This window comes from Embleya sp. NPDC056575, from assembly GCF_042793325.1.
GTDB lineage: Bacteria > Actinomycetota > Actinomycetes > Streptomycetales > Streptomycetaceae > Embleya.
In genome coordinates, this window is record NZ_JBHTVA010000006.1 from 75532 (window position 1) to 90195 (window position 14664).

The 14664-nt window shown below is 69.8% G+C and carries 14 protein-coding genes; 7 read left to right on the top strand and 7 right to left on the bottom strand.

The genetic code is table 11. The annotated features are described in order from the left end of the window. Positions 1-1107: 1107 nt before the first annotated feature. A complete protein-coding gene (locus tag ACFRCG_RS06385) occupies positions 1108-2250 on the top strand; it encodes a hypothetical protein (RefSeq protein WP_380029365.1) in 1143 nt (380 codons plus the stop codon). A gap of 523 nt (positions 2251-2773) precedes the next feature. On the opposite strand, the gene ACFRCG_RS06390 is transcribed toward ACFRCG_RS06385, so the two are convergent. From ACFRCG_RS06390 to ACFRCG_RS06400, 3 genes are all read right to left on the bottom strand, one after another. Beyond that, entirely contained in the window at positions 2774-3961 is a 1188-nt protein-coding gene (locus tag ACFRCG_RS06390; RefSeq protein ID WP_380029367.1) for an NAD(P)/FAD-dependent oxidoreductase, read from the bottom strand. After that, on the bottom strand, positions 3958-4155 hold the full coding sequence (locus ACFRCG_RS06395; protein ID WP_380029369.1) for a ferredoxin: 198 nt from the start codon (positions 4153-4155) through the stop codon (positions 3958-3960). Before ACFRCG_RS06395 ends, ACFRCG_RS06390 begins: the two co-directional genes overlap by 4 nt. Before the next feature lie 76 nt (positions 4156-4231). Further along, positions 4232-4369, bottom strand: coding sequence for a hypothetical protein (locus ACFRCG_RS06400; RefSeq protein ID WP_380029371.1), 138 nt, complete (start codon positions 4367-4369; stop codon positions 4232-4234). Between the two features lie 287 nt (positions 4370-4656). Here ACFRCG_RS06400 and ACFRCG_RS06405 point away from each other — a divergent pair, with 287 nt between their 5' ends. Both ACFRCG_RS06405 and ACFRCG_RS06410 read left to right on the top strand, forming a co-directional pair. Further along, positions 4657-5751, top strand: coding sequence for an AraC family transcriptional regulator ligand-binding domain-containing protein (locus tag ACFRCG_RS06405; protein ID WP_380029373.1), 1095 nt, complete (start codon positions 4657-4659; stop codon positions 5749-5751). A 939-nt stretch (positions 5752-6690) separates the two neighbouring features. Next, positions 6691-7068 (top strand): hypothetical protein, encoded by a 378-nt coding sequence (locus ACFRCG_RS06410; RefSeq protein WP_380029375.1) that lies wholly within the window; start codon positions 6691-6693, stop codon positions 7066-7068. Here ACFRCG_RS06410 and ACFRCG_RS06415 read toward each other — a convergent pair. After that, a complete protein-coding gene (locus ACFRCG_RS06415) occupies positions 7053-7199 on the bottom strand; it encodes a hypothetical protein (protein ID WP_380029377.1) in 147 nt (48 codons plus the stop codon). The genes ACFRCG_RS06410 and ACFRCG_RS06415 overlap by 16 nt on opposite strands. A gap of 534 nt (positions 7200-7733) precedes the next feature. Then, entirely contained in the window at positions 7734-8291 is a 558-nt protein-coding gene (locus ACFRCG_RS06420; RefSeq protein WP_380029380.1) for a hypothetical protein, read from the bottom strand. A gap of 206 nt (positions 8292-8497) precedes the next feature. Here ACFRCG_RS06420 and ACFRCG_RS06425 point away from each other — a divergent pair, with 206 nt between their 5' ends. After that, on the top strand, positions 8498-9532 hold the full coding sequence (locus tag ACFRCG_RS06425; protein ID WP_380029382.1) for a hypothetical protein: 1035 nt from the start codon (positions 8498-8500) through the stop codon (positions 9530-9532). 209 nt (positions 9533-9741) lie between these two features. On the opposite strand, the gene ACFRCG_RS06430 is transcribed toward ACFRCG_RS06425, so the two are convergent. Continuing rightward, positions 9742-10395, bottom strand: a complete 654-nt coding sequence (locus ACFRCG_RS06430) for a response regulator (protein ID WP_380029384.1) — start codon at positions 10393-10395, stop codon at positions 9742-9744. Next, entirely contained in the window at positions 10392-11345 is a 954-nt protein-coding gene (locus ACFRCG_RS06435; protein WP_380029386.1) for a HAMP domain-containing sensor histidine kinase, read from the bottom strand. The genes ACFRCG_RS06430 and ACFRCG_RS06435 overlap by 4 nt, the downstream gene beginning before the upstream one ends. A 338-nt stretch (positions 11346-11683) precedes the next feature. Between ACFRCG_RS06435 and ACFRCG_RS06440 the strand changes: the two genes are divergently transcribed. From ACFRCG_RS06440 to ACFRCG_RS06450, 3 genes are all read left to right on the top strand, one after another. Next, the gene (locus ACFRCG_RS06440) at positions 11684-12154 is read left to right on the top strand and encodes a cation:proton antiporter regulatory subunit (protein ID WP_126642345.1); all 471 of its coding nucleotides are present in this window, start codon (positions 11684-11686) and stop codon (positions 12152-12154) included. Positions 12155-12158: 4 nt separating this feature from the next. Further along, on the top strand, positions 12159-13376 hold the full coding sequence (locus ACFRCG_RS06445; RefSeq protein ID WP_380029388.1) for a cation:proton antiporter: 1218 nt from the start codon (positions 12159-12161) through the stop codon (positions 13374-13376). 140 nt (positions 13377-13516) lie between these two features. Then, complete coding sequence (locus ACFRCG_RS06450) at positions 13517-14578, top strand: acyltransferase family protein (RefSeq protein WP_380029390.1); 1062 nt, start codon at positions 13517-13519, stop codon at positions 14576-14578. The last annotated feature ends 86 nt before the right edge of the window (positions 14579-14664 follow it).

Below are 14664 nucleotides of genomic sequence, written 5' to 3' on the forward strand. Positions count from 1 at the left end.
GGCGGCGAGCGGGGTGACGACCCCGCAGGTCGTACTCGCTCGATCCAACCGTCTGATGGCGTTCGACTGCGACCGGAAGACCCCGAAGTTGTGCATTCGCGAAGTGGGTTACACCACAGACGTGTTCGAGAGGTTCTTCGGCGGTGGCGAGGAACCCGACACGCCTGCACCGCGTGCGCCTTCACCTCGCCGTACATGTGCCGGGCCGAGTTGGGCAGGCCCGGCCGGCTCGTCGCCATCGGATCGAGTCCGATACGTCCGACCAGCGCCCCGTCACGGTCGAGGCGGGCGACGGACGCCGACAGTTCCCCACGAAAAGACCGTCCTCGTGGAACACCAGGCAACCCGGCCGGTTCAGGCCCTCGGCGAAGATCCCGACCAAGGCTCCCTCAAAGTCGTGTGCGGCTGTGGTGCGGGCCCGTGGTGGAAGATGTCGCCGGAGCAGACCCGGGGGCTTCCCGGCGAACTCGCCCTGATGGACGCCTTCTTGGACGACGAGCGATCCGTCGTACCGGTTCGGGCGTTGTTCGCCGAACACCTGGGCCGTCGGTGCGTGTCGGTCGAGACGGTGACGCCTCCGTCGTATCCGAGGCGCCGTTACCACCTCGGCCATGAGACGGCTGTGTCGCGAGGTTGTGGACTCCTCGAGTCGGCGGCGGTTCCCCCGGGCGCCGACCCGCTTACGCGTGGCATCCGCGAACTCGGCCGAGGTCCTGCGGATCGAAGCCGGGGGTGCCCCGTCTCGTACCCGGCAACGCCCATGGCGCACCGCGCGTTCGCCCGATGGGACGGCCGAGGCAGCCGATTGGTGAGTTCGCCGCGACTGGTGGGTACTCGGCACGGGGCGCCGACTTCACGACGGCCCGACACGGGCGCGATACTCGGGTCCGGTGTCCCGGCTCGACGCCGCCGGCAAGGGGCGGTGGGACCGGTCTGCCGTGGAGCGGATGGTCCGCCGACCCACATGCCGAACCTGTACGGGCCTGCCGAGGCGGCGTGACCCGAAGCGGGATCGGAAGGGCGAACGGCTTCTTCCCAGGGGCACCTTCGTTTGCCATCCTTGACGCACGCTCGTGGGGCGGGCGCCGAGGGGGATGCGTGGCGAACGTGCGTTCTTTCGTGAGCAGTTACTGGCCGCTCGCGATCGTCCCTGTCGTGGCGGCGGCACTCGACGCGGTCCTCGCCCAGCGCGGTCAGGCATGGAGTCTCGCGGACTGGGCGTCGAGCGTGGTGCTCGGCGCCTTGGTCACCGTCACCGTCGGCATTCTGCTCGCCCGCCGGCAGAGCCTGATCCAGGAGGCGCTGGCCGACCTCGAACTCGTCGAGAAGGTCGCGGTGTTGTCCGCGCAGGTTCCGCGCCTGCACAGCCGCTCGTCCTCGGGCGAGATCGTGCGCGTCTGCTACGACGCCCGGGCGGGCATGGCCCTGTTGCCGCTGGCCCGGAGCACCATGCAGACCGAGTACCTGGAAACCGTCGGGACCGTCCTCGACGAGATCGAGCGCCGCCTCGCCACCTCACTGGACCTCCACGCCACGTGGACCGCGGACGAATGGGACCGCTTCCACGACGTCGTATCGCGTCTGGCCGATGCCGCGCAGGCGGCCGCGCGCCGATCCGCGATCGTGCGTGCGCACCGGACCGCCACGATCGCCCCCGCGGCCCGCCGCCTGGCCGCGTCCACCGGCACCCGCGTGCCCTTCGACGCGTTTCGCCACCACTACACGCGCGGTCGGGACCGGATCCGCGTTCGGCTCGACTGGGATCGACTCGCCCGCCTCGTCGGCGCCCACGACGGTGGGGTACGGATCGAGCGCGTGCAGACGGCGATCGAGCCCCGCGACCTCGTCGCGCTGGCTCCCTACCACGCGCCCTGCTACCACGACCCGGCGTCCCCGTCACGAGGAGAGGTCGACCACGACGCCCCCGGCGCCCACCCGATCCGACACGAGCAAGCGGCCCACGACCGCACACTCGTGGAACCCGGACGCGATGCCCGCATCACCGCCGTCGAGAACTGGTACTCCGTCCGGGCGATCAGCGGCCCCATCCACCTCACGCTTGCGACCTGGGCCGTCGCGCCCGATCGCATCCTCGTCCTGGACGGCAACCATCGTCTCGCCGCGGTGGCGCGCCTCGTCGGCGACGGATGCCCCGTCACGATCACCGAGTTCCGCGTCACCGGCGCCGCCGGCGTGCTCCCTCCCCTGGTCCCGGACCTGGCCCACCACCTCACCGGACCGATCTCCTGAGCGGCGGACGGTCTTGCGGCTCCCGGTGTAGCCGCGCGGACGGCGATCTCGTCGCGAAGCGTCCGGGCGTCGTTGCCGCCTTCGGCCCACCGCGCGGCGAGGTAGGGGCAGGTGGGATGCGAGGGGGCCGCCGCGGCGCGGTCGCATGGTGATCGGCCCGCCCCGGGCGGCGGCGTGCGCATAGCGGCTGCACGGTCTTGCGGACCAGTCCGGTCTGATTGCCGTGATCGTCAGGCCCAGGGCATGCGGAGCGCGGATCCCCGTCCGGCGGGGGCGGGTTCAGGCAGGCGCGGTGCTTTCGGACGGCTTTCTTCACCGCGTCGGAGTTCACAGCGTGGATGGAGGAACGGCGTTCGGGGCAGCGGTACTTCGGCGCTGCCACGCGTCCATGCCTCGCGGCGCTGCGCGACGCCCGCGGCGGGTCGGGCCGGCCGTAGTCACCGGCCCGGGCTCTCGGCCGCCGTGGTACGCGACGACCTCACCCGCGATCTCGTACCGGGAGTGTCGCGGACCGGGCCGGTGTTCATGCTGCCCGGAGCAGTTCGTCGGTCAGGATGCGGCGGTACGCGGCGATCCGGCCGGGGCCGCCCACCGTTACCGCGCCGACCAGGCGCCCGGCGCGGTGGTACGTGACCTCGAGCCTGCGGCCGGGGACGTCGTATCGGCTGACTCGGCGCTCGTCGGAGCGAGCGGGCAGCCCGACCGCGCGCAGCGTGGACCCGTGCAGGTCGGACCAGAAGGACGGCACGACGGTGAACGGCCGGGCGTCGTCGGGGTGCAGCAGGGTACGCGCCGCCGCCACGGCTTGTTCGGCGGCGTTGCTCCAGTGGCCCAGTGCGATCGGCGCGCCGTCGGCGAGCGGGTGCGGCCATCTGGCGACGTCGCCCGCCGCGACCACGTTCGGCAGCGGCGCGCCGCTTTCGTGTAGCACCCGCAGGCACGGATCGCACGCCACGCCCCCGGACAGCGGTACGCCCGATCCGGCCAGCCATGCGGTGTTGGGCTCGGCGCCCAGGGCGAGGACGGCGAGGTCGGCGTCGACGGTGTCGCCGTCCGAGAGCACGACGCCGGTCACGGTGGGATCCCCGGTGAAGCCCAGCGCGGTGCGATCGGTCACCAGGGTGATGCCGGCGGCCCGGTGCAACTCCGCGACATAGGCGCCGACTCCGTCCCCCACCAGGCGGGCCAACGGCTGGGCGGTCGAGACCACCAGGGTGACGTCGAGCCCGCGTGCGCGGGCGGCCCCGGCGATCTCGCTGCCCAGGAAGCCGCCGCCGACCACAACGATCCGACGGCCCGCACGAAGCCGGGTCCGCAACGCCGCCGCGTCGTCGCGCCCGCGCAGGGTGAGCACCCCGTCGGGGACGTGGCCCGCCGGATGGGTCCGAGCGGCGGCGCCGGTGGCGATGACCAGTCCGTCGTAGTCGAGTTGGCGGCCGTCGGCCAGCCGGACCGTGCGGCCCGCCGGATCCAGTGCCCGGGCGGGGGTCCCGAGCAGCCAGGTCGCGTCGAGGTCGGGCGGGATCGGCAGGTCGTCGTCCTCGGGTCGCGCCGCTCCGGTCAGTTGCCGCTTCGACAACGGCGGCCGGTCGTACGGGAGATGGGGTTCGTCGCCGACCAGGGTGAGGGTGCCGCGAAACCCTCCGGCACGCAGCGCCTGCGCGGTTCGCAGACCCGCAAGGGAGGCGCCCACGATGACGATGCGCCTCATGCGCCTTCCTCGGTGATGGTGACGGCGCGGGCCGGGCACATCAAGGCGCCGGTGCGTACGTCCCCGGCCAGGGCGGCGGGCGGCGCGGTCTCGTAGATGAGGTGGTCCTCGTCGTCGAAGGCGAATACGTCCGGTGCGGCGAAGACGCATTGACCATGGCTCTCGCACACCGTCATGTCCACGATGATGCGCATGGGCGAACTCCCTTGCAGGGTCGAGCGACAGGGGGATGGAAACGCGAGTACCGCAGGGCGCTCCGGCGATGACGGCCTACGGCGTGACGACCACGCGGCCACGGGGCGCGGGGTGTTCGGCGACTTCGTGAGCCTCGACGATGTCGTCGACAGCGAAGCTCCGGACCTCCGGGAAGCACAGGTCGCCGGCGCACAGCGTGGCGGTGAGGTCCACCGCACCGCCGCGATCACCGTGGCCCCCGCGTGCCCGCCCAACGCCGGCGAACCAAGGGGCCATTCACAACAGACTCCGTTTCGCTCGGGAAAGTACACGGCGCCTCGCGCCGGGCGACTCCCTTCCGGGCCGTCCGTGGTTCGTCGCCCCTCGTCCCGTGACTCCTCGACCGTACGAACGCCACGCCGTCCGGACGAGGGACCCGGCCCGCCGACGAAGGGACTACACGCGCCAACGGGACCACCGGCCATCGACGCGGCACCGATCGTGGCCTAGCTTCAAAAACCGTGCTCAACGGAACCGTCTCCGCCCGCATGGGGCGCTTCATGGTCGACGCCGCGTGCCGAGCCGGAATGGATCCGGCCAGGCTGGTGCGGCTCCCCGACGTCGGCGACACCGTCCTGGCCGACGAGTTCGCCCGCGTATCCACACCCACCACGCTCCTGCTCTGGGAACAGATCATCACCGGACACCCCGGGACGCACGCCGGCACACACGCCGTCGGACTGGCCCCGATGGGCACCTTCGGCGTGTGGGACTACCTGTTCACCTCCGGCGAGACACTCGCGGAATCGCTGCGCACCGGCTGCGGACACCTCACCGTCGTCGGAGATCCGGGCGCGGAGAAGCTACACGTCACGGACGACGGCCGACTGTTCACCGTGACGCATTCCACCGGCCCCGCCCTCCCCGATGTGATCGCCGCCGTCGAGCAGTTCGTCATACCGTTGATCAGCCGCAGGGCAACCGAGGCGCTGCGGCGCCCCGTCATCCCGGTACGGGTCACTTTCCGACACCGCCCACCGAGCACCGTGGGCCCACTGACCGATCTCCTGGGCACCCGCAACATCGACTTCGACGCCCCAGCCAATTCGATCACCTACCTCGCCGAGGACGCGCACGCCCCGATGCCGCAGGCCCAGCCGGGCCTACAGGCCATCCTGCGCAACCACGCAGACATGATCATCGCGTCGGCCAGACCGGTCCTCGACTGGCACGGCACCTTCCGCGCGACCCTGCGCGCGACCTTCCGCGACCCCGATCTCTCCCTGGCCGAAGTCGCCCGGCGAATGGACCTGGGCCCGCGGACGCTGCAGCGCCGGCTGGGCGAGCTCGGCACCACGTGGCGCGGCGAAGTGGAAGCGGTACGCGAGGAACTCGCCATGGATCTCATCCGCGACAGCGACCTCCCCATGCGAACGATCGCGGCCCGCGCCGGCTTCAGCGACGCCCGCGCCCTGCGCCGCGCCGTCCACCGCTGGTACGACACCACACCGGGCGACCTGCGCCGCCATCGAGAACCGCCATCCGACCCGGAACGCGAAGACGCACCCCCGGAACTCCCACCCACCAACCCACCCGATCTCGGCCCGCACACCTGATCCACGCCGAACCCGCACCGCCGGAGGCCGGCCACCGCATCCTTACGATTCAACACCCGCCCGCGAAAGACGCTCGGCTACGAGACTCCGGCCGATGGACTCGCCGAAAGTGTTGCGTCGACCGGTTGAACCCACCGGTCCCTGTCCGGAACCTTCGTGGCACCCCAAACCGCCGAAAGTCGATTGTTCGCGTCCTGTCGATGCGCGACCATCCTCGGACGGACGTGGATCGGACGTTGGTGCGGGTGGCGCAGACCTCTCATGGTTTTCCGTCGCAGTGGGACGCCTGGACGGCGTCGGGTCGATGGGGACGACGGCACCGGCGGCGGTGAGATCGACCTCGAGGACTTCCTCGCGGCAGCCGGCTTGGTATTCGCGCCGGATGCCGCGGTCCACTTCGTTCGACGGGGCGGAAAGTGGATAGCGTCGGGAGGGCAGCGCCATAAGGATCGGGTGCAGGTGATCCGCGAGGAGCGGGTCGGCTCGGTCAGCACGTCGTCTCGCCCGACATCACGTGACCCGGATATTCGGAGACCTGTGATCCCATGCGTGCCGAGATGTCTCGGCACGGTCCCGATGGAGACGGGCGCCTCGGTGAGCGACGTCCTCGAGGCGAAAGGCATCAAGACGCACCGAACCCCAGAGACCATCGCCGAGCGGCATACGAGCCGCCATGGCGTGATACATGTCGGAACGGTACGGGCGATGGTGGCCGGAAACGTGCGACCACGACATTCTTGAACAGGCTGCATCGCGAAACCCTGAAGCCGTCTGTGTGTCATCCGAGACGGGATGGATTGCCTGAAACATCGACGGCAGCCACCACTGTTGGCTCAACATATCCGAGTATTTTAATTGGCGACGGCAGTCGGATTCCATTTCTCGACTGCCCGACTTTCTGCGATGCGCAAGAAAACTGCACCAATTCCGGGGAGTGTCATGAAGAAGTCCGTTCTTGCCACCTGCACTATTGCGCTGAGCTTCGGCGGCGTGATGGTAGCTGCTCCACAGGCGTCGGCAGGTTCGAACAGCCAGAAAATTTGGAGCATCGGCAACAACGGTGCAAGTATCAAGTTCGAGCACAATGGCGACAAGATAACAGTGTGCGATGTCAAGGCCGACGGCAAGGGCGCATGGGGTCGATTCGTCACGGATGACAGTCAACGCCTCGGCGGGGCGGCTTTGGCCAACGGAAATGGCAAGTGCAGCACCAAGTCGTGGGACGTCCCGGAGGGGCGAAGGGTGATCGTGGAGATCTGGCTGAACGACAACGGTGTCGTGTCGAACACGCATAACTACACCTACGCCACCTCGTAGTCGATCTGCCGCACCCGCCAGCGCACGATTCGCGGCAGGTGGGCCTCGACGCCGTCGAGGTCCACCACGAGATCGACATGGAGGGCGCCGACGCCCACGATGGGGAAACGCACATTGCGCGGCGAATCCACCACACCTCCACCACAGGCCAAGGCACCCGCCCCCGACCCTACTCAAGACGGAACGCGTACTACATCCTTGTGCGGCGCGAGATGTTCGCACCCGAAGGGCACTTCGCCTGGGCCTGGATCCTCGACGACCTCACCGACGCGTTCTTCGGCACCCACTGCCGCCACTGCGACGCCGGTGCCATCATCACGGTGGGCGAGCACGGCCATTGTTCCGCGATACGCGGCCGGGAGCGAGGCGGCATCGATCGCCGCCCGCTACGACCGACCCCAGAGCGGGAAATGTCCCGCCGGGTGCGGGACTTCTCGAGATCGCGATCCGCGATCCGCAGTCTTCCCTGGTCCGCGGCCTGCCGTATGTCTTCGGCACGGCGGAACGCCCGCCCTGCGGACGGACGTTCGCGGTCAATCGTTTCGCGAGGGTGGTCGTGTCCCCCGGTCCGGCTCCATCACCGCGGAACCCGAACCCGAACCCGAACCACGTCCGCGCCGGTGTGCGGCGCGGGCCGCGGGACGGACCGGCACTCGAGTGTTGCTTCAAACGCCGTCCCGCGAGGCTGAGGCGATGATGCGCTGGTAGTCGTGCCGGTCACGCGGGACGTGCGGTTCCTCCAAGGCCCGGACCGCGACCGGTTCGCCGGTGGGTTCGATCACCGCTCCCATGATGTTCTCCCAGGCGAGACCTTCGGCGTAGAAGTCGATCCCGTACTGCGCGACGATCTTCGGCTGCCCGTCGACTTTCATTGCCCAGTACCGGCGCTCGTAGGCGATGCTGTTGCCCTTTTCGCCGCCGCCGACGTCGGCGGCGAAGCAGGTGCCCCATCCGGGCACCTCGTACTCCACCGCCACAAACAGCGGGCGGCGTACCGGTGTTGGTGCCGTCTTGGCGATCCCGGCCAGTCTCTCGGCCGACATGCGCCGGGGACGCATGAACGGGGATGTCATGCTGGTGCCGGGTGAGGAGTACATGAGGGTCTCGGTGCGCGCGATCCGCAGTTCGAGCCCATCGTCGGGCTCGGTGAGGTTGGCGACGTCCTGCATGTACACCGCAGTGAGGAATTCCCGGAAGAAGGCCACGGCCTCGTCGATGTCCACGTCGGTTCTCGCTCTCTCGCCAAGGGCCGCACATCCGGCTCCGACCGCAGACGGTAGCGCACGCGCGGGCGGTGTCGATGTTGAAGTCGCTCCATCCGCCCGGACAAGCAGGACACCGCGAAAGTCCTTTTGTGCCATGGCAGTTCCCGAACCGAACCGTGGGCACCGGGTCGGTCCGGTGTGTCTCCGGCTTTAGGCTGCACAACATGACGAATGACGATCTTGTATTGCCGTGGGCGCACGCGGAGTTGATCGCGGAACTTCCGTGTGAGGTGGTGGGGCGGATCGAGAAGACATACGGCGGGCGTTGGATCGTTCGTGATGCCGAGGGCGGGCTGTTGCTTCTGGCGCCCGACCTGACCATCGTGGAACGATTCGTCGTCCCAACGTACTTCGTGGAATCGGGCTGGTTCAATCACGACATCGGCCCGGACGGCCGGTACGCCGCGTTCGCAGGCGAGCGCCGTTCGGTGTGCGTGCGCGCCGACGGCAGCGCGGTGTGGGAGGCGAGCCACCCCGCGTTGGGCAACGTCGACGGGGAGGACGTTCCCGCGTGCGCGGTCTTCACCCCCGGGGGGACCGAGCTGTGGGCCTTCGTGCCCGTCCCCGACGAGGACTGGCACGAGGACGACGACGTCACCTACACCGCGCAGCGTCAGGTGATCGCGCTTGCGGACGGGGCGGTGACCAGCACGTCGCCGTCGTACTACGAAGGTCCGCACAAGGTGCTGATCCACCCCGACGGACGGCACGCCGGTTCCGACGCGTTCGACGGCGCGGGCAACGATGGTCGGTGGACACGCTGGGACGCGGACGGTCGGCCCACGATCACGGCCCGGGGCTTCGGCGTACCGCTCGACGTGCATCCCAATGCCGGCACCTGGCTGGGCAACGCGTTCGGCACCCTGCAACTCCACGACTTCGGCCCGGTCGACGACGATTCGGGTCGCGACCCCCGCGTCGAATCGACGGCTTCGACGTACCGGTGGGCCTGGTTCCTGGACCGGGAGAGAGTCCTCGCGCTCGGCGAACACGCCCCCAGGCACACGCTGCTGGACACGGAGACCCTGCAGCCGCAAGCCCGCATCCGCTACCCGGGCCACCACGACGCCGACTCCACCGACCTCTGTAGCGCCGGTGACGGCACCTGGGTGACAGTGACGGCAGCCCACACCGGCGCCGCACCGTGCGTACGTCGCTGGTGCCTCGGACCTGGGATGCGAGGCGGGGAGCCCGACTGAGCCTCTGTGGCCCGCACCGGAGCACCGGGGGAACACCACCTTCAAGGCCGTGACGCGCACACGTGGACGACGCAGCCGTCACGTGTCATCCAACCAGGCCCACGCAACTCACAACGGCATGACCGGGCCGACCTCTTCGCGACGGGACAGTCACACGCGTGGGGCGGTGGTGAGCGGAGTCGGTCTCGGCGGTTGCGCCTCGCGGACGGTCAGGGTTCGATCAGTCCCGCGCGGATCGCGTATCGGGTCAGTTCGAGGCGATCGCGAAGGCCGAGTTTCTGCAGCATGTTCGCGCGGTGGCGCTCGACCGTCTTGGCGCTGATCACCAGGAGGTCGGCGATCTCCTTCGAGGTGTGGCCCTCGGCGACGAGCTTCAGGACCTCTTCCTCCCGGTTCGTGATCAGTCGGGCCGGCAGGCGCCCGCCCTGCCGGGCGCGCTCCAGGTAGTCGCGGACCAGCGCGGTGACGGCACCCGGGTAGATGAACGACTCCCCGCGCATGGCCGCGTGGCACGCCTCGACGAGGTCGCGGTCGGCGACGGACTTGAGCACGTAGCCGCTCGCACCGACTCGGAGTGCCTCGAAGAAGTACTGCTCGTTGTCGTACATCGTCAGCAGCAGGATCCGCAGATCCGGCTGCCTGCGGGCGAGTTCGCGGGCCGCCTGCAACCCCGTCATCCGCGGCATGGCGATGTCGAGGATGGCCAGGTCGACGTCGCGAGTGCGGAGCCGGGCCACCGCTTCCGCTCCGTTGTCGACCTCGGCCACCACGGCGAGGTCGGGTTCGCCGTCGAGGATGAGCCTGACGCCTCGGCGCACCAGCGCGTGGTCGTCGGCCAGCAGGATGCGGGTGGGGCCGGTCACGGCGCACCCTCCACGACGTCGGAGGGTGCGTCCAGGCGGATCTCCGTGCCGCCTGCGGGTCCGGTTCGCACGCTGAGTTCCGCGCCGATCAGCAGGGCGCGCTCGCGCATGCCGGCGATGCCCGCGCCCTCCGGTGCGCCTTCGATTCCCTTGCCGTTGTCGCGGATCACCAGTTCGACCCCGGTGTCCGACGCGTGCAGGTGCACGTCCGCACGGTCGGCGACGGCATGGCGGGCGACGTTGGTCAGGCTCTCCTGGGCGACGCGGTAGACCACGAGTTCGGTCTCCGGATCCAGCACGGGCAGGTCCGGTCCGAGGTGGTGGCGGACCCTCAGCCGCGGTGTGTCGATCTCGGCGGCCAAGGCGCGCAGGGCGCTCGCCAGGCCGAGGTCCTCCAGTACGCCTGGGCGTAGGCGGCGCGCGATGCGCCGGATCTCGTCGAGACCGGCGCGGGTGGTCTCCTGGGCCAGGTGCAGGTCCTCGCGCAGCGGCGCGGGAGCGTGGTCGGCGGTGTGTTTGAGTTGCAGGAGCACACCTGTGAGGGTTTGGCCCACTTCGTCGTGGAGTTCCTGGGCGATGCGTCGACGTTCGGCTTCCTGGGCGCAGAGAATGCGTGCGCTGCTGGTGGCGCGCTCGTTTTCCAAGCGGTCGAGCATGGTGTTGAAGGTGGTGATCAGTTCGGCGATCTCGCCGGGGCCGGTGACGCGCGAGCGGGTGCCCGGATGCAGCAGGTCGGCGGTGGTCATGGCACGGGACAGGCGTTGCAGGGGCGACAGGGCGATCCTCAGGATCGCGGCGTTGGCGAGCAGCATCGCGGCGAGTCCGGCGGCGATGACCAGTGCCTGGCCGAGGTGGACCGGGGTGGAAACGGTCACCGGACCGAGCAGCAGGGTCGCGGCGAGGATCAGAACGGCGCCGTTCAGCAGGAAGATGCGCCAGAACAGCGACACGAGTGTCCACCCCCGGTTTCCGCCGCGTCCCTCGTTGTCGTAGGAAGCGCGCTCTTGGCCCTGTGACCTGCGGAAGGTCCGAGATCCCCGGAGCAGTCTGATCGAACACGGCGGCGTTCGTCCATCCGTGACGACACCCATATCGCCGCATGCATCGCAGGTGGCACTATGTCGGACCGGCGAGGCACACCGCTGCCGGTATGGCTCGTCGCGTCGATTCGTACAACGACCCCGCGCCGCCCCGGCGTTTCGGTCGCCCGCACCGCGCCCACGACGCCCATTGACGCCCGCGGCGCCCGACATCTTCTGCAAGGGAGTTACCCGTGCCCGTCCCGCGGATGAGTTCGACTCCGCTGCCCGGCATCGGCGTCCGCTACGACCTGACCACGCGCGAGCGGCGCCGTCTGTCGGTGGTCGCCCACCGGGACGGGAGTCGGACGGTCAACGTATACCGCTCCGACGACCCGGACGCCTGCGCGCAGTCCGTGCGATTGAGCGGCGCGGAGAGCGCGTCGCTGATCGACGCGCTGATGCCCGCGCATCACAGCCCCACCATCCTGCACACCACCGATCTGGGGTTGGTCGCCGAACGAGTCGAACTGTCCGCGCACAGTCATTGGAACGGGCGCCCGCTGGGGGACACCCGGATGCGCACCGCCACCGGTGTCTCGATCGTGGCGGTGCTGCGCCGGGCCGGGGCGATTCCCGCCCCGGCGCCGGACTTTCGTCTCGCCGGTGGCGACACCCTGATCGTGATCGGCACCCGCGAGGGCGTCGAGGCGGCCGCGGTGATCCTGGGCCGGGAGTGAGTGCGTGGATTCCGCGGTCTTCCTGATCGAGTTCGGCGCCATCATCCTGGTGCTCGGTGTGCTGGGCAGAATCGCCGGGCGGTTGCGGTTCTCCCCCATACCGCTGTATCTGCTCGCCGGTCTCGCGTTCGGCAGGGGCGGGCTGTTGCCGCTCGGTGCCAGCGAGGAGTTCGTCGCCATCGGCGCCGAGATCGGCGTCATCCTGCTCCTGTTGATGCTCGGCCTGGAGTACACGGCGACCGACCTGGTGACCAACCTCAAGACGCAATACCCCTCCGGGCTGGTCGACTTCGCGTTGAACGCGCTGCCGGGGGCCGCGGCCGCACTGCTCCTCGGTTGGGGCCCGGTCGCCGCCGTCGTGTTGGCCGGGGTGACCTGGATATCCTCGTCCGGGGTGATCGCCAAGGTGTTGGGCGACCAGGGATGGGTCGGCAACCGGGAGACTCCGGTGATCCTGAGCATCCTGGTGCTGGAAGACCTCGCGATGGCGGTCTACCTGCCCATCGTGACCGCGCTGGTCGCCGGAGTCGGTCTGGTCACCGGCGGACTGACCCTGGCGGTCGCGCTGGGCGCGGCGGGGCTGGTCCTGTTCGTCGCGGTCCGGTTCGGTCGGCTCATCTCCCGCTTCGTCTCCAGCGACGATCCCGAGAAGCTGCTGCTCGTGGTGCTGGGGCTGACCCTCCTCGTCGCCGGCGTCGCACAGCAACTCCAAGTGTCCGCGGCCGTCGGGGCGTTCCTGGTGGGCATAGCGCTGTCGGGCGAGGCCGCCGAGGGCGCGCACACCTTGCTCAGTCCGCTGCGCGACCTGTTCGGTGCCGTCTTCTTCGTCTTCTTCGGCCTGCACACCGACCCGACCGGCATTCCGCCGGTGCTGGCGCCCGCCCTCGCCCTGGCGGTGATCACTGCGGGGACCAAGGTCGCCACCGGGTACTGGGCCGCCGGGCGGGCCGGAATCGGTGTCAAGGGTCGATGGCGTGCCGGCGGCGCCCTGGTCGCCCGGGGCGAGTTCTCGATCGTCATCGCGGGCCTGGCCGTCACCGCGGGCACCGAACCACAACTGGGTCCGCTGGCCACCGCCTATGTCCTGATCCTCGTCGTCGCCGGCCCGCTCACCGCGCGTTACAGCGAGGCGATCGGCGCCCGCCTCGCCGCACGCGCCACCGCACGCTCCGTGGAACCGGCGCCGGCCCGGGACGGCGACCCCGACCCGGTGGTCGAGTAGCCCGAGGCCGGGGCGTCCCGACGCCGCGCCCGAATCCACCTCCCACGGCGGCCCACGAGGGGCGCCACACGGTGTCACCGCCGTGCGTTCGCTTCGTCCTGCCGCCGCAACACCCGGATCACCCTCGGGAGTCCTCGTCCATGTGTCCCGCCGACCGGCCGAGCACGAACCGCAGGCTCAGCTGGGACGTACTCCGGGCGGCGACCGCACTGCTGGTGATGCTGTATCACAGCACGTTCATGGCCACCCATTTCCATCCGGAACTGGGCACGCCCGCCGTCGAGTTCCCGTACGCCGTCGGGGCGAGCACGCTGTTGATCGTCTCCGGCTACTTCGCCGCCGTGTGCGTACACCGTCGTCCGGCGCTGCGCTGGTGGGTGGGGCGAGTGTGTCGGCTGCTCCCCGCGTTCTGGGTGGCGGTGCCGGTGACGACGTTGCTGATGCGGATCGCTTCCCCCGCCGGGTGGTGGTATCCGTCCTGGTCCGACACCGCCCTGAACATGCTGATGGTGTGGCCGTGGATCCCCGACGCCACCCCGTACGTGGACGCGTCCTACTGGACCCTGCCCGTGCAACTGTCGGCCTTCACCGCCGTGTTGCTCGTGGCCTGCGCCGGCCGTCGCAGGCCGGCGACTCCGGTGTTGTTGTGGGGCGTGCTGGTGACCGAGATGTTGCTCCTACCCATTCGGCTGCACACTTCCCACGAACCGTTCCGGATGTTCCACGACGGGTTGGGCTGGCATCGCATCCACCTCTTCGTCATCGGGGTCGCCATCCATCTCGTGGCGACCCGGCGGGTGCGGCGAGGCCACGGCGTCGCGCTCGTGGTGGTGGGGCTCGCCGCGCACCTGACGCAGACCCGGGAAACGGGCACGACCGTGGGCGTCGCGCTGCTCACCGCGGCGGTGTGGGCCGCAGCCGTCGGTCCCGACTGGGACCGCGCGATCCCGGCGGTCCTCCACCCGTTCGTACGCTGGTTCGCCGGAATCGGCTACGGCGTCTACCTCATGCACCAATCGCTCGGCTACGTCGTCATGGGCCGCCTCCACGCCCGAGGTGTCGGACCCTGGGGCCAGGTCCCGGCGCTGATCACCACCGGAGTGCTGCTCGGCTGGCTCCTGACCATCCTGGTCGAACGCCCCATCCACCGCCGCCTGACCACCCTGCTCAATCGCCGGCCGGCATGGCTTCCGCCAGGGTGAGTTCCCCTCCGACGTGCGCGGACGCCAATCGCACCGCGCCGTCGGTTCCCCTGCCGGAGGCCCGTAGCCGTTGGAGGGTGATTCCC

Bases quoted from the DNA above. Each gene is read 5' to 3' on its own strand.
- ACFRCG_RS06450 (WP_380029390.1), top strand. From the start codon at position 13,517: ATGTGTCCCGCCGACCGGCCGAGCACGAACCGCAGGCTCAGCTGGGAC.
- ACFRCG_RS06440 (WP_126642345.1), top strand. From the start codon at position 11,684: ATGAGTTCGACTCCGCTGCCCGGCATCGGCGTCCGCTACGACCTGACC.
- ACFRCG_RS06390 (WP_380029367.1), bottom strand. From the start codon at position 3,961: ATGAGGCGCATCGTCATCGTGGGCGCCTCCCTTGCGGGTCTGCGAACC.
- ACFRCG_RS06410 (WP_380029375.1), top strand. From the start codon at position 6,691: ATGAAGAAGTCCGTTCTTGCCACCTGCACTATTGCGCTGAGCTTCGGC.
- ACFRCG_RS06425 (WP_380029382.1), top strand. From the start codon at position 8,498: ATGACGAATGACGATCTTGTATTGCCGTGGGCGCACGCGGAGTTGATC.
- ACFRCG_RS06395 (WP_380029369.1), bottom strand. From the start codon at position 4,155: ATGCGCATCATCGTGGACATGACGGTGTGCGAGAGCCATGGTCAATGC.